The following is a 26,414-nucleotide window of genomic DNA, read 5'->3' as shown; positions in this document are numbered from 1 at the left end:
CCGTCTCGCAACGGGCGGGCTGGCCATGCGCGCCCGCCCTCGCGAACCGCCACCGACAGAGAGGAAGCAAGCGATGACCACCAAGGACGGCAAGCCGCAGCCCGCCGCCAAACCCGCCCCGGCCAGCCCCACTGCCGCCGACGGAAAGCCCGGGCCGAACCCGGCCGAGGCCCGCCCGCAGCATCAGGGAACCAACAGCGACGCGGTGACCGCCACCTATGACCACCAGACCGGCAGCGGCGGCGAGCCGCAGGAGATCGTCGCGCCGGGCGACGCCGCCGGCCGCATCACCACCAACCACGGCGTCCCGATCAGCGACAACCAGAACAGCCTCAAGGCCGGGTCGCGCGGGCCGACGCTGCTGGAAGATTTCGTGCTGCGCGAAAAGATCTTCCACTTCGACCACGAGCGCATCCCGGAACGCATCGTCCACGCCCGCGGATCCGGCGCGCACGGCACATTCACCGTGACCCGCGCCATCCCCGAACTGACCCGCGCCGCGCTGTTCCAGAAACAGGGCAACAGCTGCGACACCTTTACCCGCTTTTCCACCGTGGCCGGGTCCAAGGGGTCCAAGGACACGCCCCGCGACGTGCGCGGCTTTGCGACCAAGCTGTATACCCAGGACGGCAACTGGGATCTGGTCGCCAACAACATGCCGATCTTTTTCATCCAGGACGCGATGAAGTTCCCCGACATGGTCCACGCCTTCAAGCCCGAGGCGGATCGGATGATGCCGCAGGCGGCGACCGCGCACGACACCGCCTGGGATTTCATCGGGCTGATGCCGGAATCGCAGCACATGGTCATGTGGCTGATGTCCGACCGCGCCATCCCCCGCAGCTTCCGCACGATGGAGGGGTTCGGCGTCCACACCTTTCACCTGGTCAACGCCGAGGGGAAGGTCAGCTTTGTCAAGTTCCACTGGAAGCCGCGGCAGGGCATGCAGTCGCTGCTGTGGGACGAGGCGGTCAAGGTGTCGGGCGCCGATCCCGACTTTCTGCGCCGCGACCTGTGGGAGGCGATCGAGGCCGGCGATTACCCCGAATGGGATCTGGGCATTCAGGTCTTCGACGAGGCCTTTGCCGCCGCCCAGCCCTATGACGTGCTGGACGCGACCAAGATCATCCCCGAGGAGGACGTGCCCGTCCAGCTGATCGGGACGCTGCAGCTGAACCGCAACCCCGACAACTTCTTCGCGGAAACCGAACAGGTCGCGTTCCTGCCCACCAACGTGCCGCCGGGCATCGACTTTTCCAACGACCCGCTGCTGCAGGGGCGGCTGTTCAGCTATATGGACACGCAGAAATCGCGGCTGGGGACGACCAACTTTCACCAGATCCCGATCAACGCGCCGCGCTGCCCGATGCGCAATTTCCAGCGCGACGGCATGATGCAGACGCAGATCCCCAAGGGCCGCGCGAATTACGAGCCGAACTCGCTGGCCGAGGGGGGCGAGCCGTCGGGGCCGCGCGTGGATGCGCAGCACGGGTTCCGCACCGTGGCAAAGCTGTCGGAACTGGGCAACCAGCCCGACGAAAAGCTGCGCGTCCGGGCCGAGCGGTTCGCCGACCATTTCACCCAGGCGCGGCAGTTCTGGCAGTCGCAGACCCCGGTCGAGCAGGGGCACATCGTCAGCGCCTTTGTGTTCGAACTGTCCAAGGTCGTGATGGTCCACATCCGCGTGCGGCAGCTGTCGCAGTTGCGCAACGTGGACGAGGCGCTGGCGCAGCGCGTGGCCGACGGGCTGGGGATGGACCTGCCGCCCGCGGCGACGCCGGCCAAGGCGCCGGTCAAGACCAAGCCGTCGGACGCGCTGTCGATCCTCAAGCAGCCGGTTCCGCCGCCCAAGGGCCGCAAGCTGGGCATCCTGGTGACGGATGGCGCTGACGCCGCGGCGGTCAAGGCGCTGAAGGCCGCGGCCCAGGGCGCGGGCGCGATGGCGATGGTGGTGTCGGCCAAGGTCGGCGGTCCCACCCTGGCAGACGGCACCAGGCTGGCCGCCGACGCGCAGCTGGACGGCGCGCCGTCGGTCATCTTCGACGCGGTGGCGGTGGTCGCCTCGGCCAAGGGCGCGGACGCACTGACCCGCCACAAGCCGGCGGTGGACTGGCTGTCGGACGCCTTTGCGCATCTCAAGGCCATCGGGGCCTCGGCCGAGGCGCAGCCGCTGCTTGACAAGGCGGGGGTCGCCCGGGACGATTTCGTCATGGATGCGGCGAACGCCGACGGGCTGATCAAGCGGCTGGCCGACCGCAACTGGGACCGCGAAAAGACGATGTGGATGCCCAAGTAAGCGTGCCGACGGGAGCATAGACCTTCGGCGTGCCGATCCTGTCCTTCTCCTCGATCAAGAGGCTATTGATCGAGGCGGCAGCCCCGAGCGGGTGTGCCGGAGAGGATCTGGATCGGCATCAGCTTGCTGCGCCCGCGGTTGCCGATCGTCGGAGGGCGCAGCCGCGTCCCGGGCACGCCCTCGGGACCGGCCTGATCGCGGAACCGGTCCCGGGTCGTGTTGAGCAGGTGCTCGGCCACGTTCGCCAGCAAGCCCCGCGGGTCGTCCATGCGGCCGATCAGCTCCGCCAGCTGGGCGGCGGCGCCGTCGAAGGTGGCCCGTGTGCTTGCCATCGTTCCTTGCGAATAGCCCCATCAACGCTTATGTTTCATGTGCCGGGCTGTAGAGTGAGTGCCTCGCCTGATAATCGACCCGGCTGAAGCGGCGTTGGCACTGGCGCCGCTTCCTGCTTCCTCTTGGGCCATAGCAGCTTGCCTGACCGGCCCGAGGCCAGGGCATGAAAGTCCGTTCCCTTCGCGCCGAGCGGATGAGTTCACCGGGCCGTGGGGGCATCGACGCAGGCATGGGCCAGTTCGGCAGCACGTGCCGGTGGCCGCCCCCTCACCCGCCGTAGTGGGCGACAAACCAGCGCACATACGCCGCGACGCCCGTCGTCACGGGGGTGCGCGGCGACTGCCCGGTCAGCGCGGTCAGCAGCGTCGTGTCGGCCCAGGTCGCGGGCACGTCGCCGGGCTGCATCGGCTGCAGGTCGCGGATTGCGGTGCGCCCGGTCGCGGTCTCGATCGCGGCGATGAAATCCGTCAGCTGCACTGGCGCGCCATTGCCGATGTTCACCACCCGGAACGGCGCGACCGGCGACAGGCTGTCGAAATCCCCGACCGGAACCCCGCCGGGCACCGCGTCGATCAGCCGGGCCACCCCCTGCACCAGATCGGCGACATAGGTGAAATCGCGCTGCATCGCGCCGTGGTTGAACACCCGGATCGGACTGCCGTCCAGGATCGCGCGGGTGAACAGCCAGGGCGCCATGTCGGGCCGCCCCCACGGCCCATAGACGGTAAAGAACCGCAGCATCGTGACCGGCAGGCCGAACAGATGCGCATAGCTGTGCGCCATCGCCTCGGTCGATTTCTTGGTCGCGGCATAGAACGACATCTGGGTGTCGGCCTTGTCCGTCTCGCGATACGGCATCGCCGTGTTCGCGCCATAGACCGAGCTGGTGGACGCCAGCAGCAGATGCGCGGGCGGGTGGGCGCGCGCGGCCTCGAGCAGTTCGAACGTGCCCAGCAGGTTCGCCCGGACATAGGCACCGGGATTGTCGATGGAATGGCGCACCCCGGCCTGTGCGGCCAGATGGATCACCGCGTCGGGGCGTTCGGCGGCGAACAGACCGGCCAGCAGGCCCGGCGTTTCCACCGTGCCGCGCAGGGCGCGGAACTGCGGATGCGGGGTCAGCCACGCCTCGCGCGCGGATTTCAGCGCCGGGTCGTAATAGTCGTTGTGGCTGTCCACGCCCACGACGCGCCAGCCCTGATCCAGCAGCAGCCGCGACAGGTGGAACCCGATGAACCCCGCCGACCCCGTGACCAGCGCCGTCCGCATCAGTCGGCGCCAAACAGGTCGCGGGTGAACACCTTGTCGGCCACGTCGGCCAGGTCGGGCGACATGCGGTTCGCGATGATCAGGTCGGCCCGCGCCTTGAAGTCGCCCAAGTCGCGCACGACGGGCGAGTTGAAGAAGCGGTCCTCTGCCAGCACCGGTTCATAGACGATGACGGGGATGCCCTTGGCCTTGATCCGCTTCATGATGCCCTGGATGGAACTGTCGCGGAAATTGTCGGACCCCGCCTTCATCACCAGCCGGTGGACGCCCACGCAGGCGGGGCGGCGGGCGATGATCTGGTCGGCGATCATGTCCTTGCGGGTGCGGTTCGATTCCACCACCGCAGCGATCAGGTTCTGCGGCACATTGCCATAGTTGGCCAGCAGCTGCTTGGTGTCCTTGGGCAGGCAATAGCCGCCATAGCCAAAGCTGGGGTTGTTGTAATTGCCGCCGATCCGGGGGTCCAGGCTGACGCCCTCGACGATCTGGCGGGCGTCCAGCCCCTTGGTCAGCGCATAGCTGTCCAGCTCGTTGAAGAAGGCGACGCGCAGCGCAAGATAGGTGTTGGAAAACAGCTTGATCGCCTCGGCCTCGGTCGGGCCGGTGAACATCACCGGCATGCCGCGGTCCTCGGCCCCGGCGACCAGCAGGTCGGCGAAACGGCGCGCGGCGGGCGTCTGGTCGCCCACGACGATGCGCGAGGGATGCAGATTGTCGTAAAGCGCGCGCCCCTCGCGCAGGAACTCGGGCGAGAACAGGATCGCGTCGGTGCCATGTTCGGCCCGCATCCGCACGGTGAACCCCACCGGCACGGTCGATTTCACGACGATGGTGGCGTCGGGCGCGTGCAGGCGGGCCTGCGCGATCACCTGTTCCACGCTGGAGGTGTCGAAATGGTTGGTGCGCGGGTCGTAATTCGTGGGCGTCGCCACGATGACGTAATCCGCGCCCGCCATCGCGGCGCCTGCGTCCAGCGTCGCCGTCAGGTCCAGCGCGCGGCCGGACAGGAAGGCCGCGATCTCGGCATCCTCGATCGGGGATTTGCGGGCGTTGACCGCATCGACGCGCGCCGCGGCCACGTCCAGCGCCATGACGCGGTTGGCCTGCGCCAGCAGCACGGCCAGCGACAGCCCGACATAGCCCAGCCCGGCAACGGCGATTTTCATCCGCGGCTCCTATCCCCAAGTCCCCGAAGGGATGGACCGGCAGGGGCGCGGCGGCAAGGCCCCGCCATGGCGTCGCTTCACGGCGTCCCGTCATACCGCGGCGGCGGCCAGCCCCCGGCGGGCGACCCGCCCGGCCAGCGCGTCGGGGACGACGAACGGCGTGCCCGGTTCGGCGCGCGCCGCCAGCCAGATCAGGTCGCGCCGCGCCATCGCGATGCAGCCCGCGGTCGGAAACCCCGGCCTGCGCCACTGGTGCAGGAAGATGGCCGACCCGCGCCCGGCCCGCGCGTCGGGCCAGTTCCAGTCGCTGACCAGCACAAGGTCATACAGCGGATCGGCGCGGCGCAGGCATTCGTGGCTGGGGCCGAAGGGCGCGCGGACGTGGTGGTTATAGGCGGCGTCGCCGGATGCGTCGCACCACAGATCGCCCGGCCCGATGGGTTCCGCCCAGGGGGCCGGGCGGGCCAGCCGGTCGGGGCGATACAGCAGCCCGGCGATGCGGTGGATGCCCGCGGGGGTGGCGCCGTCGCCCTCGGCCTTGGCGGCGCTGACACCGGTGCGCCCGATGCTGCACGGCAGGATGCGGCCAAAGGCCCGCAGCCCGGCGGGGGTCAGCACCATCACAGCAGATGCCCCGACTTGGCGGCCTTGACCGACAGATAGGCGTCGTTCCAGCGGTTGCGCCCGACCGCCAGCGGCACGCGTTCGGCCACCTCGATGCCGTGGGCCTGCATCATGGCGACCTTGCGCGGGTTGTTGGTCATCAGCCGGACCGCCGAAAAGCCCATGCGGCGCAGCATCGCCGCGCCAAGGCGGAAATCACGCTCGTCATCCTCGAACCCCAGCCGGTGGTTGGCCTCGACGGTGTCGAAGCCCTGGTTCTGCAGGCCGTAAGCGCGCATCTTGTTGGCCAGCCCGATACCGCGCCCTTCCTGGTTCAGATACAGCAGCACGCCCGCCCCCGCCTGCCCCATCGCGTCCAGCGCCGCGGCAAGCTGCGGGCCGCAGTCGCATTTCAGGCTGCCCAGCACGTCGCCGGTGAAGCACGCCGAATGCAGCCGCGCCAGCACCGGCTGGTCGCGCGGCGGGCTGCCGATTTCCACGGCGTAATGTTCGGCCCCGCCATCGGCCGGACGCAGGATGTGCAGCTGCGACCGTTCCGCCGCCGCCAGCGGCAGCCGCGCCGCCGCCACCGGGGCCAGCGCGGTTTCCGCGGCCAGCTGCGCCAGCGTCGGCCCGGCCGGCAGCACCGTCAGCCCCGGCAGCGACGCGCCCAGCGCCACCACGGCAACCGCCGGCAGCAGCTGCGCGGACTTGGCCAGCGCGATGGCGGCGCGGTGCGGGGCCACGTCGCCGCCGCCGCCTTCATCGGGGCGGTCGGTGAACAGCGGCCCCTTCATCGGGGTCATCAGATCGCCCGAGGGATCGGCCACCGCCCGCAGCCAGGCGGTGTCCGCATCCTCGGGGACGCGCACGCGGGCCAGATCGCCGTCATAGGCGCGCGCCTTCAGCGTCTCGGCCCGCCGGTCGGTGATCGCCAGCACCACCCGTCCCATCGCCCGCAGGTCGGCCAGCCGCGCGGGCGTCAGCGTTTCCACCGCCGCGGCCAGATGGCCGCCGATGACGACCGGCAGCCCCATGCGCAGGTCGGTGCGCGCGCGGCTGATCGTCTCGGACAGGGTGGGAACAAGGCTCATGCGGCGGGCTTTGGCGGGGAAATCTGAAACAATCCGTAACATAACCCGCCCCCGCGACAACTGCATGTGAGAAAGATTGCAACCGGCTGGACCGCCCGGCCCCTCGCGCCATCTTCAGGACAACGGAACACCAGGAGGCTTGAATGGCCGGTTTGAAAAAGATCCTGCTTGTCGATGACGAGGATGACCTGCGCGAGGCGCTGGCCGAACAGCTGGTCGCCACCGAGGATTTCGACGTGTTCGAGGCCGGGACCGGCGCCGAGGCGGTCGAAAAGACCAAGGGCACCATCTTCGACCTGGTGGTGCTGGACGTGGGCCTGCCCGACACCGACGGGCGCGAGCTGTGCAAGCGCCTGCGCAAGCAGGGCGTGAAATGCCCGGTCGTCATGCTGACCGGCCACGACACCGACGCCGACACGATCCTGGGCCTGGACAGCGGCGCCAACGATTACATCACCAAGCCGTTCAAGTTCCCGGTCATGCTGGCCCGGCTGCGCGCGCAGCTGCGCACCCACGAACAGTCCGAGGACGCGATCTTCCAGCTTGGCCCCTATACGTTCAAGCCGGCGATGAAGATGCTGATCGACGCCAAGGACCGCAAGATCCGGCTGACCGAAAAGGAAACCAACATCCTCAAGTTCCTGTATCGCGCCAAGGACGGCGTGGTGCAGCGCGACGTGCTGCTGCACGAGGTCTGGGGATACAACGCCGGGGTCACGACCCACACGCTGGAAACCCACATCTATCGCCTGCGCCAGAAGATCGAGCCGGACCCGTCGAACGCCCGCCTGCTGGTGACGGAATCGGGCGGTTACCGGCTGGTCGCCTGACGGCTGCGGGGGGCGGGAACCAAATCGCCTTTTGCGTGTTTTGTCTGCGAAGCCCAGTGACCGGGGATGCGGTCACATTCCCTCCTCCCTGTCCCTGGCCCCGGCTTTATGCCGGGGCTTTTTTTTGCGCGTCAGCCGCGCCCGTGGGGTTCGTCCCAGTCGATGACCGGGTTGATCGGGACGATTCCGAACGGATTGATGTCGGGATGGCTGCGGTAATAATGATGCGTGATGTGGTCCTGCCGCACGGTCGCGGCGATCCCCGGCATCTGATACAGCTCGCGCGTCCAGCCCCACAGGTGGGGATAGTCGCGCAGCCACGCGCGGTTGCACTTGAAATGCGTGTGATAGACGGTGTCGAACCGCACGGCGCTGGTGAACATGCGCCAGTCCGCCTCGGTCAGGCGGTCGCCGGTCAGATAGCGGCTGCGCGACAGCAGGTCGTCGGCCCAGGCCATCGTGTCGAACACCGGCCCCACGGCAGCGTCATAGGCGGCCTGGGTGGTGGCGAACCCGGCGCGATAGACGCCGTTGTTGAAATCGGGATAGACACGGTCGTTCACCGCCTCGCACGCCGGGCGCAGATCGGCCGGCCAGAAATGCACCTCGCTGCCGGTGATGGCGTCAAAGGCGCTGTCGAACATGCGGATGATCTCACTGGATTCGTTGGACACGATGGTGCCCTGCGCCTTGTCCCACAGCACCGGCACGGTCGCCTTGCCCGTCATCCGCGGATCGGCCCGCAGATAGACGTCGCGGATATGGTCCGCCCCGTGCAGCGGATCGCCGGTGGCGCCGGGAAAGTCGGTCGCAAACGACCAGCCGTCGCGCCCCATCACCGGATGCACCACCGACACGTCGATGTGCCGGGCCAGCCCCTTGAGCTCGCGGAAGATCAGCGTCCGGTGCGCCCACGGGCAGGCATACGAGACGTAAAGGTGATAGCGCCCGCTTTCCGCCGCGAACCCGCCCCGCCCGCTTGGCCCCGGCGCCCCGTCCGGGGTGATCCAGTTGCGGAACCCGGCGTTCTGGCGGCGGTAATCGCCGCCCTGATCGGGATCGGCCCCGACATGGCCATAGGTCCAGCGGCCGTCCACAAGCTGGTTCATCGGCTTTCCCTTTCGCGCAAGGCGGGCTATCCCGCCCGCCATGTTCACCGTTGCCACCTGGAACATCAACTCGGTCCGGCTGCGTTCGGCGCTGGTCCTGCGGCTTTTGACCGACGAGGCGCCGGACATCCTGTGCCTGCAGGAATGCAAGTCTCCGGTCGACAAGATCCCCGCGCAGCTGTTCCACGACGCCGGATACCGCTGGATGGTCGCGCGCGGGCAGCGCGGCTATAACGGCGTGGCGATCCTGTCCCGGCTGCCGATCGCGGACGCGGGAGAGCGTGACCACGCGGGCCTCGGCCACGCCCGCCACGTCGCTGCGCGGCTGGAAAACGGGGTGACGGTCCACAATTTCTATGTGCCCGCCGGCGGGGACGAGCCGGACCGCGCGGTCAACGTCAAGTTCGGGCAGAAGCTGGATTACCTGACCGACATGCGGGACGCCTTCCGCGCGGACAGGCCGGAACGCTCGATCCTTGTCGGCGACCTGAACATCGCCCCGCGCGAGGATGACGTGTGGTCGCACAAGGCGCTGCTGCGCACCGTCAGCCACACCCCCATCGAGGTCGCGCATCTGGCCGAGGCGCAGGACGCGGGCGGCTGGGTGGACGTCACCCGGCAGGACATCCCTGCAGGCAAGCTGTTTTCCTGGTGGTCATACCGCAACCGCGACTGGTCGGCGTCCGACCGCGGCCGCCGGCTGGACCACATCTGGGCGACCGCCGATATCGCCGCATCCGGCCACGACAGCCGCATCCTGCGCCCGGTGCGCGGCTGGGACCAGCCCAGCGACCATGTTCCGGTGATGGCCTGTTTCGACCTGCCGGTCTGACGCGGACCCGCCGCCCGGCCCTGTCGCGGCGCGGTGTCCCGGCGGGCGGGCAGCCTCGGCGGGATCGTCCACATCATCGACCCCCTGCCGCCGCTGTCGGGTGGGGTGTCGCCCGTTCGGCCGTCGGCACCGGATCGGACGGCGCGGGTCTCGTGGGGCGGTGCCGGCCGGGTGCGGTGACGCCGCAGGTCCGGGCTGGCGCGGGGCGGCGGGGGCGCGACGCCCCGTGGGCGATGACGTTCCGCCCGTGGCGCGGCCCCCTTTCATCCGCCCGGTGCAGGGGCCATATTGCCGCAAACCGGAAACACGAAAGGGCCATCGCGATGTTGCTTCAGGGCGCGGGCGACCAGCCGCAGACCGCCGATTTCATCAAGGACGTGACCGAGGCCGACTTCATGGCCGAGGTGATCGACGCCTCGATGCAGGTGCCGGTCATCGTCGATTTCTGGGCGCCGTGGTGCGGCCCCTGCAAGACCCTCGGCCCCGCGCTGGAGGCGGAGGTGACGCGCCACAAGGGCCGCGTCCGCATGGCCAAGGTCGATGTGGACAAGAACCAGATGATCGCCTCGCAGCTGCGGGTGCAGTCGATCCCGACGGTGTTCGCGTTCTATCAGGGACAGCCGGTCGATGCGTTCCAGGGCGCGCTGCCGCCCAGCGAGATCCGCAAGTTCGTGGACAAGCTGATCGCCCTTGGCGGCGATGACGGCGGCCTTGGCGCGGCGCTGGAGGCGGCCGAACAGATGCTGGCCGAGGGCGCGGCCGACGACGCGGCCGAGACCTTCGAGGCCATCCTGGAGGAAGAGGGCGACAACGCGCAGGCCTGGGGCGGGCTGATCCGCGCCCGGCTGGCGGGCGGCGACACCGATGCCGCCGCCGGGGCGCTGGCCCGCGTGCCCGCCGCGATTGCCGGGTCCGCCCCGGTCGAGGCGGCGCGCGCCCAGCTGGCGCTGGCGCAGCAGGCCGCGAACGCCGGGCCGCTGGACGATCTGGAACAGCGCGTCGCGGCCGACCCCGCCGACCACCAGGCGCGGATCGACTATGCCGGCGCCCTGCACGCCGCGGGCCGGGTCGAGGAGGCGATCGACCAACTGCTGGAATCCTTCCGCCGCGACCGCGACTGGAACGACGGCGCGGCCAAGGCGCAGCTGATCACCATCTTCGACGCGCTGAAGCCGAACGACCCCTTGGCGCAAAAGGGCCGGCGGCGGCTGTCGTCGCTGATCTTCGCCTGACGATGGCGCGCCGCGAGCCCACGCTGCCGGACACGATCCCGTTGTTCCCGCTGCCGGGCGCGGTGCTGCTGCCGCGCACGCGCCTGCCGCTGCAGATCTTCGAGCCGCGCTATCTGCAGATGATGGAGGACGTGCTGAAATCCGGCCACCGGCTGATCGGGATGATCCAGCCGGCGGGCGACGGGCTGGCGGGCGTCGGCACGGCGGGGCGCGTGACGATGTTTTCGGAAACCGACGACGGGCGGATGATGATCTCGCTGGCGGCGGAATCGCGGTTCCGGCTGGTCGAGGCGATCGAGGGCTTTACCCCCTATCTGCGCGGCCGCGTGGACTGGTCGGGGTTCAAGCGCGACCGCGCCGCGCAGCCCGGCGACGACCCCGGTTTCGACCGGCCGGCGTTCATGGAACGCCTCAGCCGCTATATGGCGGCGCATGAGCTGTCGACCGACTGGAACGCGGCCGAAGAGGCCGAGGACGAGCTGCTGGTCAACAGCCTGGCCATGCTGCTGCCGCTGGGGGTCGAGGAAAAGCAGGCCCTGCTGGAGGCCGAGACCATGCCCGACCGCCGCGCCATGCTGGACGGGCTGATCGAATTCGCGCTGCACATCGGCGGCGACGACGAGGAGCGCATGCATTGACCCAGACGACCGACCCGGCCACCCCCGCCTTTGACCGCCACATGCTTGAGGCGCTGGTCTGTCCGCTGACCCACGGCCGGCTGGATTACGACGCCGCCCGGCAGGAGCTGGTGTCGCGCACCGCCGGACTGGCGTTCCCGATCCGCGCGGGCATCCCCATCATGCTGATCGGCGAGGCGCGCCAGATCAAGGCCGACTGAGGGGGCGCGGCCGCCACCGGGGGCTTCACGCCCCCGGACCCCCGTGGAGTATTTCAGCCAAGAAGAAGGGCTTACAGCCCCGCGTCCTCGGCCGCGCCGATCATCAGGTTCAGGTTCTGGACGGCGGCGCCCGACGCGCCCTTGCCGAGGTTGTCCAGCACCGCGACCAGCACGGCGCAGCCGTTGTCGTCGCTGCCATGCACGGACAGTTCCAGTTCGTTGGTGCCGTTCAGCGCGGTGGGCACCACGCGCGCTTGCGGCGGGGTGACGCGCACGAAGCGTTCGCCCGCGTAATGCGCGGCCAGCGCGTCGTGCAGGTCGGCGATGCGGCGGCCGTTCAGCTGCACCGGCACCTGCACGACCATGCCCTGCGCGAACCGCCCGACTGACGGGGCAAAGACCGGGCGGCTGGTCAGGCGGGAATGGGCCATGACCTCGGGCAGGTGCTTGTGGGACTGGGCCAGCGCATAGACGAAGTGATCGGGCGCGCCCTCGCCCTGCATCTCGGCGATCAATTCCTTGCCGCCGCCGGTATAGCCGCTGACGGCGTTGATCGAAGCCACCTCGTCCGCCGCCAGCACGCCCCGCGCGACCAGCGGCGCAAGCAGCGCGATGGCCCCCGTCGCATAGCAGCCGGGGTTCGACACCCGCGCCGATGCCGCGATGGCAGCGCGGGCATCCGGCGTCAGTTCGGGGAACCCATAGGTCCAGCCCTCGGCCACCCGATGCGCGCTGGAGGCGTCGATGAACCGCACGTCCCCGCCACCGGGCAGCCCATCCGCCAGCGCCACCGCCTGCCGGGCGGGCTCGTCCGGCAGGCACAGGATCGCCACGTCGGCCGCCGCCATCGCCTCGCGCCGCGCGTCCGCGTCCTTGCGCCGTGCAGGATCGATCTGGATCAGCTCGATATCGTCGCGGCGCGTCAGCCGGTCGCGGATCTGCAGCCCCGTGGTGCCAGCCTCGCCGTCGATGAAAACCTTGTGCGCCATGATCGTCCCCATTCCGTCCGGCCCGATGTGGCCCGTCCGGTCAGACGGCGCAAGTGGGCGAGCGCACCACGAAGCGTTCATCCCGCCCGTTGTCCAGGCTGAACATGCCGCCACGGCCGGCGACCGCGTCGATCAGCAGGTCGGTGTCGGCCCAGGCCGCCGCCTGCGCGCCGCCTGTATAGAACGGCGCATCTCCGACATGGCCCAGCAGCACGTCGCGTTCGCCCAGCCGGAAATCGCCCACCGCATAGCACATCGGCGACGACCCGTCGCAGCAGCCGCCCGACAGGTGGAAGATGACCGGGCCGTGATCGGCCACGATCCGGGCCAGCAGCGCCAGCGCGGCGGGGGTGGCGGTCACGCGGTCGCGATCTGTCGTCATGCGGCAAGCCTTTCGCGAAGGAAGGTCAGGACGCGCCGTTCCTCGGGGCGCAGGGCGGGTTCGTCCAGTTCGTCCTCGATCTCGTCGCGCAGGTCCAGCGCCAGTTCGTCGGCAAGATAGCTGTCGATCACCACCGGATGGACATAGCATTTGCGGCAGATCGTGGGCGTGTTGCCCAGCCGCGCCGCCACCCGCTCGATCGCGTCGCGCACGTTGCGTTTCGCCGCCGCCTGGCTGTCGGCCGCGTCGTATTCCGCCAGCGCCAGCGCGGCCAGCACCGTGCCGGTCCAGGTGCGGAAATCCTTGGCGGTGATGTCGGCGCCGGTAATCTCGCGCAGATAGGCGTTGACGTCGCCCGAGGTCACGCCGCGTTGCTGGCCGTCGTCGTCGAGATACTGGAACAAATGCTGGCCGGGCAGATCCTGGCTGGCCTTGACGATGCGGGCCACGCGGCGGTCGCGGACGTCCAGCGTCCATTGCTTGCCGCTTTTGCCCTTGAAGGAAAACTTGACCTGCGCGCCCGACACGCTGACGTGGCGGTCCTTCAGCGTGGTCAGGCCGTGCGACTTGTTCTGTTTGGCGTAATCGGCGTTGCCGACCCGGATCATGGTCGTTTCCAGCAGATGCACGACGGTCGCCAGCACCTTTTCGCGCACCATCCCGCGCCGCGCCATGTCGGCGTCCACGCGCGCCCGCAAATCGGGCAGGGCGGCCGCGAAATCCAGCATGCGTTCGTATTTGGTGCTGTCGCGCACCTCGCGGAAACGGGGGTGATAGCGGTATTGCTTGCGCCCCCTGGCGTCGCGGCCGGTGGCCTGGATGTGGCCGCTCGGATCGGGGCAGATCCAGACGTCGGTCCAGGCGGGCGGGATCGCCAGCGACCGGGCGCGGGCCAGCGTGGATTTGTCCTTGATGGCGCGGCCGTCGGCGTCGCGAAAGGAAAACCCCTTGCCCGCGCGGCGGCGCGTGATGCCGGGGCCGGCGTCGGTGACATAGACCAGCCCGACGCTTTCGGCGGCGTCCTGGGGATCGACGATGGTGCCGCTGTCGTTGGCCATGACCCGCATCCGTTGTCGTGCGGAACGCCGCAAGGGGGATCGCGGTTCAGCGGCTTGCCGTGGATCTGCGGATGCGGCCAGCAGGCGGCCACCAGTCCGCAGCGCGGGCCCATTGCCAGACGAGTTGCCACCTGCATAGTTGCGTGCGGCAGGTGTTCCATTTCGGGGCAGCTTTCTTGCCGGACCATCAAACCCGCAAAAAATCGGATACACGCAAGAGGATTGGAAATGCAGTGTTCCGGCGTTCGAGGCGGATGACAACAAGGGTCCGATCGTCCTGGGCAGGGGCGAAAAGTTCAAGGCGTATCCTGACGGGAAAGAAGAGTTCCCCGACCTTCTGACGCTGAACGTCGTGGACACACCGCGGGGGCGCATGGTCGCAAGCGTGCACCGCGCCGAGGTCTTTCCCGACAAGGACCAGGCGGCCGATCCCTATATTTCTGCATTCCTGGAGAAATACGGCGAGAACCCGTCATCGGGATGGAAGTTCAAGTATGACGGCCAGCGCGAATACGGGTTCAATCCCTGTGGCGAGGTTCCGATCATCCTTGAGCCGCGCGGACTGGGGCGGACGCCGACGACTGGTGTCAGCCTGACCGTTCGTCAGACCGATGCAAGCTGCGCCTATCAGACCGATTACCAGATCAGCGACATGGGCGGCGTGATCCGCGGCTATGCCGTGATGTCCGTCAGCCCGTTCGTCCATTACGAATCGATCTATCCGCAATGGGCGGAAAAGCAGGCCGAAGAGCTGAGGGATGCAACGCGGTTGCAGTCATCGACAAGCGCGCCAGAACTGTGACCGCGACCGCCGGATGCGGACGGCGCGCCCCTTGGGGGCGCGCCGCGCAGTGGTTCAGAAGAAGCCCAGCTTCTTGGGCGAATAGCTGACCAGCATGTTCTTGGTCTGCTGATAGTGGTCCAGCATCATCTTGTGCGTCTCGCGCCCGATGCCCGACTGCTTGTAGCCGCCAAAGGCCGCATGCGCGGGATAGGCGTGATAGCAGTTGGTCCAGACCCGCCCGGCCTTGATCCCGCGGCCCATGCGATAGCAGGTGTTCATGTCGCGCGACCACACGCCCGACCCAAGGCCGTAAAGCGTGTCGTTGGCGATCGACAGCGCCTCGTCCTCGTCCTTGAAGGTCGTGACCGAGACCACCGGGCCGAAGATCTCCTCCTGGAAGATCCGCATCTTGTTGTTGCCCTTGAAGATCGTCGGCTGGATGTAATAGCCGCTGGACAGCTCGCCCCCCAGGTCGGCCGCGCCGCCGCCGGTCAGCACCTCGGCGCCCTCGCCCCGGCCGATGTCCAGATAGGACTGGATCTTGTCGTGCTGTTCCTTGGACGCCTGCGCGCCGATCATGGTGTCGCTTTCGCGCGGGTCGCCCTGCTTGATCGCCTGCACCCGCTTGACCGCGCGTTCCATGAACCGCTCATAGATCGATTCCTGGATCAGCACGCGCGACGGGCAGGTGCAGACCTCGCCCTGGTTCAGCGCGAACATGCTGAACCCTTCCAGCGCCTTGTCGAAGAAATCGTCATCCTCGCGCGCGACGTCGGCAAAGAAGATGTTGGGCGACTTGCCCCCCAGTTCCAGCGTGACGGGGATGAGGTTTTCGGACGCATACTGCATGATCAGCCGCCCGGTCGAGGTTTCGCCGGTGAAGGCGATCTTGCCGATGCGGTTCGACGACGCCAGCGGCTTGCCGGCTTCCAGCCCGAAGCCGTTGACGATGTTCAGCACGCCCGGCGGCAGCAGGTCGCCGATCACGCTGGCCCAGACCATGATGGACGCGGGCGTCTGCTCGGCCGGTTTCAGCACCACGCAGTTGCCGGCGGCCAGCGCGGGCGCCAGCTTCCAGCAGGCCATCAGCAGCGGAAAGTTCCACGGGATGATCTGGCCCACGACGCCCAGCGGCTCGTGGAAGTGATAGGCGACGGTGTCGTCGTCAATCTGGCTGAGCGAGCCTTCCTGCGAGCGCAGGCACCCGGCGAAATACCGGAAATGGTCGATCGCCAGCGGCAGGTCGGCGGCCATCGTCTCGCGGATGGGCTTGCCGTTGTCCCAGGTTTCCGCCGTCGCCAGCAGTTCCAGGTTCTGCTCCATCCGGTCGGCGATCTTCAGCAGGACCGTGGCGCGGGCCTGCGGGCTGGTGCGGCCCCAGCCGTCGGCGGCCGCGTGGGCGGCGTCCAGCGCGGCGTTGATGTCATCGGCGTCGGACCGGGCGATCTCGCCGATCGAGGCGCCGGTGATCGGCGTGGTGTTGTCGAAATAGCGCCCGGCCTTGGGCGCGACCCAGTCGCCGCCGATGAAGTTGTCGTAGCGCTTGGCGAAGGGCATCGCGCTGACACCCTTGAACTCATGCGTCTGGTCGTTCGGCATCGTCATCCTCCCTGATGTCGATCTGTCGGTCTGTCCCGGCTCCTCGGCTCCGGGTCGGCCGTCATGCTGCGGCGGCGGACCCGGTCCGGTCAATTCGGCCGCGGTCGATTTCCGCGCCCGGTTGTCTCATGGGTGAGACAATGGGGGCGCCGTCATCATCGGGCGTCCAGCCCCAGCCGCGCCATCTTGCGATAGAGCGTGGCGCGCCCCACCCCCAGCGCGCGCGCCGCGGCCGAGACGTTGCCGTCGGCCCGCGCCAGCGCCCGCGTCAGCGCCGCGCGCTCGGCGCGGTCAAGGCCCTGCATGTCGTCGTCGCGGCCGATCAGGTCGGCCAGCGGCCGGGGTTTCAGCGCGCCCAGCCGCGGCAGCCCCAGCGCCCGGCGGGCGTCGCGCGTGGCCCCGATGGCCAGATCGTCCCGGTCCACCGCGACCAGCGATTCGCCGCTGTCGCCCGCCACGACGAACCGCGCGCCGACAAAGGCCGCGCGGAAATACGCGGCCTCGATCTGGCGGGCGGTCTGGCCGACCATCGCCCCGATCAGCGCGTTCATCGGCTCGGTCTGGTCGGCGCGCGCCGACGACACGTCCAGCGCCGCGATCACCTGCCCCTCGGGGCCGTGGATCGGGGCGTCAAGGCAGCTCATCGCGGTGTTGCGCGACAGGAAATGTTCGTCGCGGTGGATGATGACCTGCCGCCCCTCGACCAGGCAGGTGCCGATGCCGTTGGTGCCCTGCGCCGATTCCGACCAGTCTGTGCCGGGGGCCAGATCCCAGCCGTCGAACGCCGCGGCGTCCGCGTCGGCCACGCGCCGGTCCAGCACGATCCCCTCGGCGTCGGTCAGCAGCACCGAACACCCCGAGGCGCCGACCAGCCGGTAAAGCGCGTCGATCTGGGGCGCCGCGACGTGCAGGAACCCGTCCATGCGCTGCCGCCGCTGGGCCAGCGCCGCGCCGTCGATGCGCGGGCCGCGCGGCTGCGCTGCCGGGTCCAGCCCGTGCTTGACCGCCGACCGCCGCCAGCTTGCGGTCAGCGCCGACAGGTCGCCCGCCGCATGCGTGCGCTGGATCACCATGTCCGCGTGATGCCGCTGGGCCATGATTCGCTCTCTCCCCCCTGCAACTATAGCAGCGGGGGGCGGCGCGGCGGCAAGCCATGCGAAAGGGGCGGGTCAGTCCCACTCCATCTCGGCATAGGCGGCGGCGGCGTTGCGGGCGGTGGTGGCGTCGAAATCGGCCCAGCCCGCGCGCTGCGGCGTCATCGCCGCGACGATGGCGGGCACCGCCTGCGACAGCCCCTGTCCCGCGTCCAGCGCCGCCCGCACCGCGCCCCGCAGCGCGGTCAGGTAACGGATCTCGTCCGCGGCGGCCCGGTCCAGCGCGGGCGCGACGGGCCCGTGACCCGGCACCACCGGCCCCGGTTGCGCGGGCTGCGCCAGCCACGCCAACCAGCCTTTCAGCGATCCGTCCACCACCGGCGTCAGGCCGCGAAACACCAGGTCGCCGGTGAACAGCGTCCCGGTCAGGTCGTCGCGCACGGTCAGGTCGCCGTCGGTGTGGGCGCGCGGCACCGGGTTCAGCCGCAGGCTGCGGCCGCCCAGGTCGAACGTCGCGGGCGCATCGACCAGCCGCGTCGGATCGACCAGCACGGTGCCCAGCCACGCCTGCGCCCCGATCTGCGCCGGGATGCTTTCCATCCAGGTCGCGCGACGGGCGGCCAGCGCCGCAGGCAGCCGCGCGTCGCCGATGATCTCGGCGCCGGCCTCGGCGAACACCTCGGCCCCGGCGATGTGGTCGGGGTGCATGTGGGTCAGGATCACCGGCCCCAGCGGCAGCGGCGTGGCGCGGCGGATGGCGGCGAACAGCGCATCGCCCTGTTCGCGGGTGCCGCCGGGGTCGATCACCGCCACGCGCTCCGTGCCCACGACAAAGGACAGGTTCGCAATCCCGCCGCGATTGTCGGGCGACAGCGCCGCATCGGCGCCGCGGTGGACGTGGATGCCGGGCGCGGTTTCCGTCACCGCCAGCACGGGCGCGTCGGACAGCGGCGCGCAGGTCCAGCCCTGTGCGACCAGCCCCGGATGCCCGGCGATCCAGTCTGCGGCGACCGAATCACCCCGCGCCTCACAGGCTGCGGCTGTGTCGCCCAGCCCGCCCGGCAGCAGTCGCGGCGCGCAAACCCCGGGAGAGGCGGCCAGACAGGCAGTCAAGATCAGAACATGCATTGCCGAACCTTCCCGTTAATGGCGGGGCAAGTTTCCCGCCTGCCGCCTGCATTCGGGTTTCTTTGCCCGCCTGCCACTTTCGTCTGCTTGCCAGCCGCCGCCACCGCCTTAGCCTGATCGCTCGACCGGCTTGCCCGGTTTCACCAAGGGAGAGACGACATGGCCTGGACCAAACCCGCCCTCAAGGAAATCGCCTGCGGCATGGAAATCAACATGTATGCGCCGGCCGAGGACGAACCGGTTCTGTTCTGAACAGCCGCGACAGCCAGCGGCCCCGCCCGGCAGCATCGGGCGGGGCCGTTCCGTCCCCGACCGCAGCAGGCACGGCGATGCACATCATCATCCTGGGGGCCGGTGCCGGCGGCGGCCTGCCGCAGTGGAACTGCGGCTGCCCCAACTGCGCCGCCGCCCGAACGGGCCGGCTGGCCCCGATGAGCCAAAGCAGCCTTGCCGTCAGCGCCGACGGACAAGCCTGGGCGATCCTGAACGCCTCGCCCGACATCCGCGCGCAGCTGGCGGCGACGTCCGCACTGCATCCGACCGGACTGCGCGACCTGCCGCTGCGGTCGGTGCTGGTCACGAACGGCGACATCGACCACGTGGCGGGGCTGCTGACCCTGCGTGAAAGCCAGCGGTTCGACCTGTTGGCCACGCCCGCGATCCACGCGGTGCTGGACGCGAACCCGGTGTTTTCCGCACTGAACCCCGATCTGGTGCCACGCCGTCCGCTGGCGATGGACCAGCCCGTCGAACTCGCCCCCGGCCTGACCGCCACGATCTTTGCCGTGCCCGGCAAGGTGCCGCTGTATCTGGAAGGCGAGACGGTGCAGACCGACCTGATCGGCGAAACCACCGTCGGCGTGGAACTGGCCGCGAACGGCCGCCGGGCGCTGTACATCCCCGGCTGCGCCGACTTGCCCGGCTGGTTGGCCGACCGCATCGGCGGCGCCGATCTGGTGCTGTTCGACGGCACGCTGTGGACGGATGACGAGATGATCCGCGCGGGGCTGGGGACCAAGACCAGCCGCCGCATGGGCCACATGCCGGTGTCCGGCCCGGATGGCAGCCTGTCGCGCCTGACCGCGCCCGCCCGGCGCGTCTATGTCCACGTCAACAACTCGAACCCGCTCTGCGACCCCGCATCGCCGGAATCGGCGCAGGTCCGCGCCGCCGGCTGGCAGGTCGGCCACGATGGCATGGAGATCACGCTGTGAACGCCCCCACCCCCAATCTCCCCCTCTCCCGCGACGCGTTCCACGCGCGGCTGCGCCGGATCGGGGATGAGCGTTATCACGACCTGCACCCGTTCCACCGCCGCCTGCACGGCGGCGACTGCACCCCCGACGAGGTGCGCGCCTGGGTCATCAACCGCTGGCAATACCAGTCGCGCATCCCGATGAAGGACGCGGCCTTCCTGTCGCGCGTCACCGACCCCGATTTGCGCCGCGTCTGGCGGTCCCGGATCGAGGATCACGACGGCGGCGTCACCGAGGGCGGCGGCATCCGCCGCTGGCTGGCGCTGGCCCGTGCGGTGGGCCTCGACCCTGACTATGTCGCCAGCGGTGCGGGGGTGATGCCGGCCACCCGCTTTGCCGTCGACGCCTATGTCCGCTTTGTCCGCGACATGCCGCTGCTGGACGCGGTCGCCGCCAGCCTGACCGAGATGTTCGCGCCCCGCATCCACGCCGAACGGATCGAGGGGCTGCTGCGCCACTATGACTTTGCCGACGAAACCGCCCTGTCCTATTTCCGCACCCGCCTGGCCGAGGCGCCCAAGGACGTGGCCTTTGGCCTGAACTGGGTGCTGGACCGCGCCGACACGCTGGAAAAACAGGACGCCGCCGCCGCCGCGCTGACCTTCAAGACCGACGTGCTGTGGGCGCAGCTTGACGCGCTGTGGCACGGCTATGTCGCGGGCAACATCCCCCCCGGCGCATGGCGGCCCGGCCAGGGGCTGCTGCCATGACCGCGCAGCCGCAAGCGGCCAGCGTCGCCTCGCCCGATCTTCTGGCGGCAAATATCCCGGGGTCCGGGGCGGCGCCCCGGTCCGACGCCGCGGGCTTCACCGCGCCGCCGCCCGACCCGGCGCTGGCCGCCGACACCGTGCCGTTCCTGCCGCGCGGGGTCCGGCTGGCGCGCGACCATGTGCGCGACATGGCGATCCTGCAGGCGCCCGAACGCGCGATGCAGCTTGATGCGGTCGGGCAGGCGATCCTGACCGCGCTGGACGGCCGGACGCTGGGCGCCATCGTGGCCGACCTTGCCGCCCGCTATGCCGCGCCCGCCGAACAGATCGACGCCGATGTCCGCCAGTTCCTGCAAGGGCTGATCGACCGCCGCATGGTCTTCGTGAGGATGCCATGACTATCGCCGGACCCCGGGACTTCCAGGGCAATCCCGTCACGCCCGGCCTGCCCGTCGCCATGCTGGCCGAGGTCACCCACCGCTGCCCGCTGTCCTGTCCCTATTGTTCCAACCCGGTCCAGCTGACCCGCGCCAGCGCCGAGATGACGGCTGCGCAGTGGGCCGACGTCTTCGCGCAGGCCGCGGCGCTTGGCGTGCTGCAGACCCATGTCTCGGGGGGCGAGCCCGCCTCGCGCCGCGATCTGGCCGACATCGTGCGCGGGGCGCGGGACGCGGGGCTTTACGTCAACCTCATCACCTCGGGGCTGGGGCTGACGCTGGCGCGGCTGCGGGAACTGGACGCGGCCGGGGTGGACCATGTCCAGCTGTCGCTGCAGGGGGTGGGCCGGACCGCTGCGGACCGCATCGGCGGGATGCAGGGGTCGTGGGACCGCAAGATGCAGGTCGCCCGCTGGATCGCCGAGGTCGGCTTTCCGCTGACCATCAACGCCGTGGTGCATCGCCAAAACCTGGACACCCTGCCGCAGATGATCGAGCTGGCGCTGGCGATGGGCGCGCGGCGCATCGAGGTGGCCACGGTGCAGTTCCACGGCTGGGCCGACCTGAACCGCAGCGCGCTGATGCCGACGCGCGAACAGGCGGCCGAGGCCCGGCGCGTCGTTGATGCCGCGCGCATCGACCTGCGCGGGCGGATGGTCATCGACTATGTGCCCGCCGACCATCACGCGCGGTTCCCCAAGGCCTGCATGGGCGGCTGGGGATCGACCGGGCTGAACGTGACGCCCGACGGCACGGTGCTGCCCTGCCACGCCGCGCAGACGATCCCGGATCTGACCTTCGACAACGTCCGCGACCGGCCGCTTGCGGACATCTGGCACGACGGGCAGGCGTTCAACGCCTTTCGCGGCACCGCCTGGATGCCGGAACCGTGCCACAGCTGCGAGCGGAAAACATTGGATTTCGGCGGCTGCCGCTGTCAGGCTATGGCAATGGCGGGACAGGCGTCGGCCACCGACCCGGTGTGCAGCCGCTCGCCCCTGAATGCCGCCATCCACGCACGGGCCGACGCCGATGCGGCGGCGCCGGCCGACGACTTCATCCACCGCCGCATGGCGCGAGAGGAGGCGCCCCGGACATGACCGCACCCCTTCGCCTGCTGCCCCGCCTGCTTCCGCTGGCGCTGGCCGCATGGGCCGCGCCCGCATGGGCCGCCGACAATCCGCTGATCGCCTCGCCCGCTTGGGACGATCTGCGGTCGTCGATCATCGGCACCGAAACCGAGCCGCCGGTCGATCCGGCGGTGCTGGACCTCGACGCGCCGCCGCGCGCCGACAACCCGGCGCTGGTCCCGATCCGCATCACCCAGCCCAGGGACGCGCCGCGCATCGCCAGCCTGACGCTGGTGATCGACGAAAACCCCGCGCCCGTCGCGGGCGAGTTCACCTTCGGCCCCGCGACCGGCCCCCTGGATTTCGAGGTGCGGGTCCGCGTCGACGCCTATTCCGACGTGCGCGCCATCGCCACGCTGGACGACGGGCGGCAGGTCATGGCCGGGCGGTTCGTCAAGGCGTCGGGGGGCTGCGCCGCGCCCGCGGGCCAGTCGGGGGATGTTCGCGCGACGATGGGCCAGATGCGCTGGAAGACCGAACCCGCGGACGGCCGCGTGATGGGCACGCTGATGATCCGCCACCCCAATTTCTCGGGGCTGCAGCGCGATCAGGTCACGCTGCTCGACATCCCGGCCGAGTTCATCTCGACCGTCGCGCTGCGGCAGGGCGACGAGATGCTGATGACGATGGAGGGGGGCATCTCGATTTCCGAGAACCCCGTGTTCCGGCTGGGCTATGTCCCGAACGGGCAGCCCGTCGCCGTCAGCGCCACCGACACCGAGGGCCGCGCGTTCAGCGAAACCTTCGCGCCGGGCAGCTGAGCGCGGGCGCGGCCCCGCCCGCGCCTGTTCCGCGTCAGTGCCGCGCCCCCGCGCGCGCCTTGGACGTCAGCACGACGGGGCGCGCCTCCTCGGCGCGATGCGCCTCGCGCTGCGGCGTGGCGGGGCGGAAGCGCATTTCTACCCGATAGACGCCGTTCTCGGCCGCGACCTCGGCCTCGCCCTCCAGCTGCATGGCAAAGGCCTCGATCAGCTGGCTGCCCAGCCCCGTCCCCTCCATCTCGCGGCTTTCCGGGCCCAGCGAGTTTTCCACCCGCAAGGACGCCCATTCGTCCTTGTCGCGCGCCAGCGTGACGCGCACCCAGGCGGGCGTGTCAGGGTCGGCGCGCCCCGCGTATTTCACCGCGTTGGTGAACGCCTCGTTGGTCAGCAGGCTAAGCGGCACGGCCTGGTCGGGCAGCAGGGTCAGCGGTTCCAGGCTGGTCTCGATCCGCATCTCGGTGCCGGTGGCGACGGTCGCCGAGCTCATCTGCTGGATGATGTCGGCGACCAGCCGCTCGGCCTCGACCGAATCCAGATGCTCGGCCTGATAGAGGTTGCGATAGATCGTCGCCAGCGACTGCACCCGGTCCTGCACCGAGCGCAGCACCCGTTTCGCGTCGGCGTGGTCGATCACCCGGCTTTGCATGTTGATGATCGAGGCGATCAACTGCAGGTTGTTCTTGACCCGGTGGTGGACCTCTTTCAGCAGGACGGTCTTTTCCTGCACCGCCTCCTCCATCGCGGCCTCGTCGCGGATCAGGATGCGGGCCATGTTGTGGAACGTCTCGCTGACGTCGGCGATCTCGGCCGGGGCGTTCTGCAGCACCGGCGGGGGGGTGGACCGGTCGCCGATGGCAAAGCGGCGCATCTGCCCGCGCAATTCGCGCACATGGCGCAGCACCAGCCGATAGACGGCGAAATACGCCACCGCCAGCGACACCGCCCACAGCGCCAGCGGGAACACCACGGCGGCGAACCGCGACAGGCCCAGCCCGGCGATGCCGGTCTGCCGCGGGCTCCAGCTGCCCAGGGCATAGACGAGGCCCGGCACGACCGACACGACGGCGAAGACGCGGTTCTCGCCGGTGTTCGACCGTTCGGCAAAGGTGGTTTCACGCCGCGCGACCAACTGCGCCAGCGTGGTGTCCTGCGGCAGGATGGCGGCGGTGTCTTCGTCGCTGTCCGACGACAGCGTCTGGCCGGCGGCGTTGAACGTCACGATATGCGCGCCGTCCGTGCCCGGCGTCATGCTGTGGGTGGACCGCAGCAGGTCGTGCGACAGCGAGACGGCGATATAGCCCAGCAGTTCGCGGTCCCGATACAGCGGCTGCGAGACGATGACCACGGACTGCCCGGACATCGGTCCCCGCCGCGTCGCCGTGACCAGCGTGGACGGGCTGCGCATGAACGCCTGATAATGCGGCGAGGACGTCAGGTCGCGCGGCGGCGTCGCGCCGGAATTGCAGCGGTTGATCCCGTCGACCGGGGTGAAGCCGGCGAACACGAAACTGGCGCTGCGCTGGATGAAATTGCCCATCACCTCGGAACAGGCCGCCGGGTCGTCCAGCGTCGTCAGCACCGCCGGCCCCAGCGCGTCCGCCGTGCCGATGGCGCTTTGCAGCAGCGCGCGTTCGCCCGCGGCGGCCGCGCTGGTCCGGCCCAGCAGCGCCAGCTCGGCCGACCGCTCGGCCTCGCGCGACAGATGCAGGGTCTGGATGATCGAGATCAGCCCGATGGGCAGGATGGCGATCGTCAGCAGCATCGCCAGCCGAAAGCCCAGGCTGCGGGTAAAGCCGAACAGATCGCCCGACGGGCGTGCCATGCCGCCGCGCGCCTTAGCGGGAAACGGGCTGATGCGCCGCCATCACGGCCTTGGTGGCCCGATCGGTCATGTCCAGTTCCTCGCCTTCGACCATGTGCAGCAACTCGGCCAGCCGCCGCCGCCCGCGATTGGCGCGCGACTTGACCGTGCCCACGGCGACGCCGGTCATGCCCGCGGCCTCCTCGTAGGAAAAACCGGACGCGCCGACAAGGATCAGCGCCTCGCGCTGTTCGTCGGGCAGCTGCTCGAACGCGACGCGGAAATCGTTCATGGCCAGCCGCCCGTCATGCTCGGGGCGGGTCGCCTGCCGGGCGGCGTGGATGCCGTCGGTGTCGCTGACCTCGCGCCGGGTCTTGCGGCGGGCGGAATAGAAGGTGTTGCGCAGGATGGTGAACAGCCAGGCGCGCAGGTTCGTCCCCGCCTGGAACTTGTCCATGTTGGTCCAGGCCTTGACGATTGTGTCCTGCACCAGGTCGTCGGCGGACGCGCCCTCGCGGGTCAGCGACAGCGCAAAGGCCCGCAACGCGGGCAGGTGGTTCACAAGCTCGCTGCGCGGGTCGTCGCCGGACCGCGCATTCGCTTCTGTCGTGCGGGTCATCTCGTCTGTTACTCCTGCTCGCGCAATCGCTGCAGCAGCGACAGGAAGCGATCCGGCACGTCCTGCGAACTTTCCTGCTCATACACCTTCCGCAGATTCTCGTCGATCTGCTTCTCGATGGCGGCGCGCTTGCGCTCTTCCCGCCTTATGTTCATTTTTTTGTTTATCCCAGAAATCTTGTGCGCACGGTGGCCAACCGTTAGACGTTCGTGAAAGTTCCCGAAAGGGACAAGTTTTTGAGGTTGCCATGTCCGCTGCTGATCTTGCCCAATCCATCGGCCGTGAGCTGCCCTATCTGCGCCGTTACGCACGCGCGCTGACAGGCAGCCAGACCGCCGGCGACAATTACGCCGCCGCCACGCTGGAGGCGATTCTGGCCGACCGGTCGCTGATGAACGGCGAGGATACGCGGATCGGGCTGTTCCGCACCTTTCACGTGATCTGGCAAAGTTCGGGCCAGCCGGTCGAGGTCGAGGACCAGCCGGGCCGCGAGGCGACGGCGCAAAGCCACCTGCGCGGCCTGACCGCCAACTCGCGCGAGGCGCTGCTGCTGCGCACCATCGAGGAACTGCGCTATGACCAGATCGCGCAGATCATGCAGGTCGAACAGGACGAGGCCGAGGAGCTGGTCCAGATCGCCCTGAACGAGATGGGCCGCGCGATCCGCGGCCGCGTCATGGTGATCGAGGACGAGACGATCATCGCGATGGACCTGAAGGGCATCGTGCAGGCGATGGGCCACGAGGTGACCGGCATCGCCCGCACCCACACCGCCGCCATCGAACTGGCGGCCGACCGCCGCCCCGACCTGATCCTGGCCGACATCCAGCTGGCCGACGGGTCGTCCGGCGTCGATGCGGTCAACGAGCTGATGGGCAGCCTGGGCGACGTGCCGGTGATCTTCATCACCGCCTTCCCGGAACGGCTGCTGACCGGCGACCGCCCGGAGCCGGCGTTCCTGATTTCCAAGCCCTATTCCGAGGAACAGGTCCGCTCGGCGGTCAGCCAGGCGATGTTCTTCGCCTCGACCGAGGGGCTGGGGGCGGCCTGACGCCTTCGGCGAG

At 69.5% G+C, this 26,414-nt stretch carries 29 protein-coding genes; 14 read left to right on the top strand and 15 right to left on the bottom strand.

Going from position 1 to position 26,414, the window contains the following annotated elements; genetic code table 11:
• Positions 1-73: 73 nt before the first annotated feature.
• On the top strand, positions 74-2,296 hold the full coding sequence (locus EPA64_RS04195) for a catalase (RefSeq protein WP_134724996.1): 2,223 nt from the start codon (positions 74-76) through the stop codon (positions 2,294-2,296).
• Between the two features lie 62 nt (positions 2,297-2,358).
• On the opposite strand, the gene EPA64_RS04190 is transcribed toward EPA64_RS04195, so the two are convergent.
• The 5 genes from EPA64_RS04190 to ribA form a co-directional block, all read right to left on the bottom strand.
• Positions 2,359-2,628 carry a phage virion morphogenesis protein gene (locus EPA64_RS04190; RefSeq protein ID WP_134724995.1) on the bottom strand — a complete coding sequence of 90 codons (270 nt, stop codon included), beginning with the start codon at positions 2,626-2,628 and terminating at the stop codon, positions 2,359-2,361.
• A 268-nt stretch (positions 2,629-2,896) separates the two neighbouring features.
• Positions 2,897-3,898 (bottom strand): NAD-dependent epimerase/dehydratase family protein, encoded by a 1,002-nt coding sequence (locus tag EPA64_RS04185; RefSeq protein ID WP_134724994.1) that lies wholly within the window; start codon positions 3,896-3,898, stop codon positions 2,897-2,899.
• The gene (locus tag EPA64_RS04180) at positions 3,898-5,064 is read right to left on the bottom strand and encodes a nucleotide sugar dehydrogenase (protein WP_134724993.1); all 1,167 of its coding nucleotides are present in this window, start codon (positions 5,062-5,064) and stop codon (positions 3,898-3,900) included. Before EPA64_RS04180 ends, EPA64_RS04185 begins: the two co-directional genes overlap by 1 nt.
• 90 nt (positions 5,065-5,154) lie before the next feature.
• On the bottom strand, positions 5,155-5,685 hold the full coding sequence (locus EPA64_RS04175) for a L,D-transpeptidase family protein (RefSeq protein WP_134724992.1): 531 nt from the start codon (positions 5,683-5,685) through the stop codon (positions 5,155-5,157).
• The gene (gene ribA, locus EPA64_RS04170; protein WP_134724991.1) at positions 5,685-6,761 is read right to left on the bottom strand and encodes a GTP cyclohydrolase II; all 1,077 of its coding nucleotides are present in this window, start codon (positions 6,759-6,761) and stop codon (positions 5,685-5,687) included. Before ribA ends, EPA64_RS04175 begins: the two co-directional genes overlap by 1 nt.
• 143 nt (positions 6,762-6,904) lie before the next feature.
• On the opposite strand from ribA, the gene EPA64_RS04165 reads away from it, so the two are divergent.
• The gene (locus EPA64_RS04165; RefSeq protein WP_134724990.1) at positions 6,905-7,591 is read left to right on the top strand and encodes a response regulator transcription factor; all 687 of its coding nucleotides are present in this window, start codon (positions 6,905-6,907) and stop codon (positions 7,589-7,591) included.
• A 131-nt stretch (positions 7,592-7,722) separates the two neighbouring features.
• Here EPA64_RS04165 and EPA64_RS04160 read toward each other — a convergent pair whose 3' ends face one another.
• The gene (locus tag EPA64_RS04160; protein WP_134724989.1) at positions 7,723-8,700 is read right to left on the bottom strand and encodes a glutathione S-transferase family protein; all 978 of its coding nucleotides are present in this window, start codon (positions 8,698-8,700) and stop codon (positions 7,723-7,725) included.
• Positions 8,701-8,740: 40 nt separating this feature from the next.
• Between EPA64_RS04160 and EPA64_RS04155 the strand changes: the two genes are divergently transcribed.
• The 4 genes from EPA64_RS04155 to EPA64_RS04140 all read left to right on the top strand — a co-directional run bounded on the left by EPA64_RS04155 (position 8,741) and on the right by EPA64_RS04140 (position 11,602).
• Positions 8,741-9,532 carry an exodeoxyribonuclease III gene (locus EPA64_RS04155; protein ID WP_134724988.1) on the top strand — a complete coding sequence of 264 codons (792 nt, stop codon included), beginning with the start codon at positions 8,741-8,743 and terminating at the stop codon, positions 9,530-9,532.
• 323 nt (positions 9,533-9,855) lie between these two features.
• Entirely contained in the window at positions 9,856-10,764 is a 909-nt protein-coding gene (locus EPA64_RS04150; protein WP_134724987.1) for a thioredoxin family protein, read from the top strand.
• 2 nt (positions 10,765-10,766) lie between these two features.
• Positions 10,767-11,402: an LON peptidase substrate-binding domain-containing protein gene (locus EPA64_RS04145; RefSeq protein ID WP_134724986.1), complete on the top strand. Its 636-nt coding sequence runs from the start codon at positions 10,767-10,769 to the stop codon at positions 11,400-11,402.
• A 41-nt stretch (positions 11,403-11,443) separates the two neighbouring features.
• Positions 11,444-11,602, top strand: a complete 159-nt coding sequence (locus tag EPA64_RS04140) for a Trm112 family protein (protein ID WP_134725131.1) — start codon at positions 11,444-11,446, stop codon at positions 11,600-11,602.
• Between the two features lie 71 nt (positions 11,603-11,673).
• Here the strand turns inward: EPA64_RS04140 and argC are convergent, their stop codons facing one another.
• From argC to EPA64_RS04125, 3 genes are read right to left on the bottom strand one after another with little or no spacing between them, the layout of a single operon-like run.
• A complete protein-coding gene (argC, locus tag EPA64_RS04135) occupies positions 11,674-12,591 on the bottom strand; it encodes an N-acetyl-gamma-glutamyl-phosphate reductase (RefSeq protein ID WP_134724985.1) in 918 nt (305 codons plus the stop codon).
• Between the two features lie 40 nt (positions 12,592-12,631).
• Entirely contained in the window at positions 12,632-12,973 is a 342-nt protein-coding gene (locus EPA64_RS04130) for a DUF779 domain-containing protein (RefSeq protein WP_134724984.1), read from the bottom strand.
• Positions 12,970-14,031: a DNA topoisomerase IB gene (locus EPA64_RS04125; protein WP_134724983.1), complete on the bottom strand. Its 1,062-nt coding sequence runs from the start codon at positions 14,029-14,031 to the stop codon at positions 12,970-12,972. Before EPA64_RS04125 ends, EPA64_RS04130 begins: the two co-directional genes overlap by 4 nt.
• Before the next feature lie 139 nt (positions 14,032-14,170).
• On the opposite strand from EPA64_RS04125, the gene EPA64_RS04120 reads away from it, so the two are divergent.
• Positions 14,171-14,833, top strand: a complete 663-nt coding sequence (locus EPA64_RS04120; RefSeq protein WP_134724982.1) for a hypothetical protein — start codon at positions 14,171-14,173, stop codon at positions 14,831-14,833.
• Positions 14,834-14,887: 54 nt separating this feature from the next.
• Here EPA64_RS04120 and adh read toward each other — a convergent pair whose 3' ends face one another.
• The 3 genes from adh to EPA64_RS04105 all read right to left on the bottom strand — a co-directional run bounded on the left by adh (position 14,888) and on the right by EPA64_RS04105 (position 18,636).
• Positions 14,888-16,414, bottom strand: a complete 1,527-nt coding sequence (gene adh / locus EPA64_RS04115) for an aldehyde dehydrogenase (RefSeq protein ID WP_134724981.1) — start codon at positions 16,412-16,414, stop codon at positions 14,888-14,890.
• Between the two features lie 155 nt (positions 16,415-16,569).
• Complete coding sequence (locus tag EPA64_RS04110; protein WP_134724980.1) at positions 16,570-17,511, bottom strand: GAF domain-containing protein; 942 nt, start codon at positions 17,509-17,511, stop codon at positions 16,570-16,572.
• A gap of 72 nt (positions 17,512-17,583) precedes the next feature.
• Positions 17,584-18,636: a quinoprotein relay system zinc metallohydrolase 2 gene (locus EPA64_RS04105; protein WP_134724979.1), complete on the bottom strand. Its 1,053-nt coding sequence runs from the start codon at positions 18,634-18,636 to the stop codon at positions 17,584-17,586.
• Positions 18,637-18,795: 159 nt separating this feature from the next.
• Here EPA64_RS04105 and pqqA point away from each other — a divergent pair, with 159 nt between their 5' ends.
• From pqqA to EPA64_RS04075, 6 genes are all read left to right on the top strand, one after another.
• Positions 18,796-18,888, top strand: a complete 93-nt coding sequence (pqqA, locus tag EPA64_RS04100; protein ID WP_019353469.1) for a pyrroloquinoline quinone precursor peptide PqqA — start codon at positions 18,796-18,798, stop codon at positions 18,886-18,888.
• 77 nt (positions 18,889-18,965) lie between these two features.
• On the top strand, positions 18,966-19,850 hold the full coding sequence (gene pqqB / locus EPA64_RS04095) for a pyrroloquinoline quinone biosynthesis protein PqqB (protein ID WP_134724978.1): 885 nt from the start codon (positions 18,966-18,968) through the stop codon (positions 19,848-19,850).
• Entirely contained in the window at positions 19,847-20,602 is a 756-nt protein-coding gene (gene pqqC, locus EPA64_RS04090) for a pyrroloquinoline-quinone synthase PqqC (RefSeq protein ID WP_134724977.1), read from the top strand. Before pqqB ends, pqqC begins: the two co-directional genes overlap by 4 nt.
• Complete coding sequence (gene pqqD, locus EPA64_RS04085; RefSeq protein ID WP_134724976.1) at positions 20,599-21,000, top strand: pyrroloquinoline quinone biosynthesis peptide chaperone PqqD; 402 nt, start codon at positions 20,599-20,601, stop codon at positions 20,998-21,000. The genes pqqC and pqqD overlap by 4 nt, the downstream gene beginning before the upstream one ends.
• The gene (pqqE, locus tag EPA64_RS04080) at positions 20,997-22,139 is read left to right on the top strand and encodes a pyrroloquinoline quinone biosynthesis protein PqqE (RefSeq protein WP_134724975.1); all 1,143 of its coding nucleotides are present in this window, start codon (positions 20,997-20,999) and stop codon (positions 22,137-22,139) included. The genes pqqD and pqqE overlap by 4 nt, the downstream gene beginning before the upstream one ends.
• A complete protein-coding gene (locus tag EPA64_RS04075; protein WP_134724974.1) occupies positions 22,136-22,930 on the top strand; it encodes a quinoprotein dehydrogenase-associated SoxYZ-like carrier in 795 nt (264 codons plus the stop codon). Before pqqE ends, EPA64_RS04075 begins: the two co-directional genes overlap by 4 nt.
• 34 nt (positions 22,931-22,964) lie before the next feature.
• On the opposite strand, the gene EPA64_RS04070 is transcribed toward EPA64_RS04075, so the two are convergent.
• From EPA64_RS04070 to EPA64_RS04060, 3 genes are read right to left on the bottom strand one after another with little or no spacing between them, the layout of a single operon-like run.
• Complete coding sequence (locus EPA64_RS04070) at positions 22,965-24,752, bottom strand: histidine kinase dimerization/phosphoacceptor domain -containing protein (protein WP_134724973.1); 1,788 nt, start codon at positions 24,750-24,752, stop codon at positions 22,965-22,967.
• A 13-nt stretch (positions 24,753-24,765) separates the two neighbouring features.
• Positions 24,766-25,350, bottom strand: coding sequence for an RNA polymerase sigma factor (locus EPA64_RS04065; protein WP_134724972.1), 585 nt, complete (start codon positions 25,348-25,350; stop codon positions 24,766-24,768).
• A gap of 8 nt (positions 25,351-25,358) precedes the next feature.
• Complete coding sequence (locus EPA64_RS04060; RefSeq protein ID WP_134724971.1) at positions 25,359-25,505, bottom strand: NepR family anti-sigma factor; 147 nt, start codon at positions 25,503-25,505, stop codon at positions 25,359-25,361.
• A gap of 92 nt (positions 25,506-25,597) precedes the next feature.
• Between EPA64_RS04060 and EPA64_RS04055 the strand changes: the two genes are divergently transcribed.
• Positions 25,598-26,401: a response regulator gene (locus EPA64_RS04055; RefSeq protein WP_134724970.1), complete on the top strand. Its 804-nt coding sequence runs from the start codon at positions 25,598-25,600 to the stop codon at positions 26,399-26,401.
• Positions 26,402-26,414: the final 13 nt, after the last annotated feature.

It is taken from the genome of Paracoccus luteus, from assembly GCF_004522155.1.
GTDB classification, from domain to species: Bacteria; Pseudomonadota; Alphaproteobacteria; order Rhodobacterales; family Rhodobacteraceae; genus Paracoccus; species Paracoccus luteus.
This window is presented reverse-complemented; position numbering and strand designations above follow the sequence as displayed.

Coding starts and splice junctions, on each gene's coding strand:
- EPA64_RS04195 (WP_134724996.1), top strand. CDS start 74: ATGACCACCAAGGACGGCAAGCCGCAGCCCGCCGCCAAACCCGCCCCG.
- adh (WP_134724981.1), bottom strand. CDS start 16,414: ATGCCGAACGACCAGACGCATGAGTTCAAGGGTGTCAGCGCGATGCCC.
- EPA64_RS04160 (WP_134724989.1), bottom strand. CDS start 8,700: ATGAACCAGCTTGTGGACGGCCGCTGGACCTATGGCCATGTCGGGGCC.
- EPA64_RS04190 (WP_134724995.1), bottom strand. CDS start 2,628: ATGGCAAGCACACGGGCCACCTTCGACGGCGCCGCCGCCCAGCTGGCG.
- pqqA (WP_019353469.1), top strand. CDS start 18,796: ATGGCCTGGACCAAACCCGCCCTCAAGGAAATCGCCTGCGGCATGGAA.
- EPA64_RS04075 (WP_134724974.1), top strand. CDS start 22,136: ATGACCGCACCCCTTCGCCTGCTGCCCCGCCTGCTTCCGCTGGCGCTG.
- EPA64_RS04065 (WP_134724972.1), bottom strand. CDS start 25,350: ATGACCCGCACGACAGAAGCGAATGCGCGGTCCGGCGACGACCCGCGC.
- EPA64_RS04070 (WP_134724973.1), bottom strand. CDS start 24,752: ATGGCACGCCCGTCGGGCGATCTGTTCGGCTTTACCCGCAGCCTGGGC.
- argC (WP_134724985.1), bottom strand. CDS start 12,591: ATGGCGCACAAGGTTTTCATCGACGGCGAGGCTGGCACCACGGGGCTG.
- EPA64_RS04125 (WP_134724983.1), bottom strand. CDS start 14,031: ATGGCCAACGACAGCGGCACCATCGTCGATCCCCAGGACGCCGCCGAA.
- pqqE (WP_134724975.1), top strand. CDS start 20,997: ATGACTATCGCCGGACCCCGGGACTTCCAGGGCAATCCCGTCACGCCC.
- EPA64_RS04145 (WP_134724986.1), top strand. CDS start 10,767: ATGGCGCGCCGCGAGCCCACGCTGCCGGACACGATCCCGTTGTTCCCG.
- EPA64_RS04180 (WP_134724993.1), bottom strand. CDS start 5,064: ATGAAAATCGCCGTTGCCGGGCTGGGCTATGTCGGGCTGTCGCTGGCC.
- EPA64_RS04175 (WP_134724992.1), bottom strand. CDS start 5,685: ATGGTGCTGACCCCCGCCGGGCTGCGGGCCTTTGGCCGCATCCTGCCG.
- EPA64_RS04055 (WP_134724970.1), top strand. CDS start 25,598: ATGTCCGCTGCTGATCTTGCCCAATCCATCGGCCGTGAGCTGCCCTAT.
- ribA (WP_134724991.1), bottom strand. CDS start 6,761: ATGAGCCTTGTTCCCACCCTGTCCGAGACGATCAGCCGCGCGCGCACC.
- pqqD (WP_134724976.1), top strand. CDS start 20,599: ATGACCGCGCAGCCGCAAGCGGCCAGCGTCGCCTCGCCCGATCTTCTG.
- EPA64_RS04185 (WP_134724994.1), bottom strand. CDS start 3,898: ATGCGGACGGCGCTGGTCACGGGGTCGGCGGGGTTCATCGGGTTCCAC.
- EPA64_RS04165 (WP_134724990.1), top strand. CDS start 6,905: ATGGCCGGTTTGAAAAAGATCCTGCTTGTCGATGACGAGGATGACCTG.
- EPA64_RS04130 (WP_134724984.1), bottom strand. CDS start 12,973: ATGACGACAGATCGCGACCGCGTGACCGCCACCCCCGCCGCGCTGGCG.
- EPA64_RS04060 (WP_134724971.1), bottom strand. CDS start 25,505: ATGAACATAAGGCGGGAAGAGCGCAAGCGCGCCGCCATCGAGAAGCAG.
- pqqB (WP_134724978.1), top strand. CDS start 18,966: ATGCACATCATCATCCTGGGGGCCGGTGCCGGCGGCGGCCTGCCGCAG.
- EPA64_RS04150 (WP_134724987.1), top strand. CDS start 9,856: ATGTTGCTTCAGGGCGCGGGCGACCAGCCGCAGACCGCCGATTTCATC.
- EPA64_RS04110 (WP_134724980.1), bottom strand. CDS start 17,511: ATGGCCCAGCGGCATCACGCGGACATGGTGATCCAGCGCACGCATGCG.
- EPA64_RS04140 (WP_134725131.1), top strand. CDS start 11,444: ATGCTTGAGGCGCTGGTCTGTCCGCTGACCCACGGCCGGCTGGATTAC.
- EPA64_RS04155 (WP_134724988.1), top strand. CDS start 8,741: ATGTTCACCGTTGCCACCTGGAACATCAACTCGGTCCGGCTGCGTTCG.
- EPA64_RS04105 (WP_134724979.1), bottom strand. CDS start 18,636: ATGCATGTTCTGATCTTGACTGCCTGTCTGGCCGCCTCTCCCGGGGTT.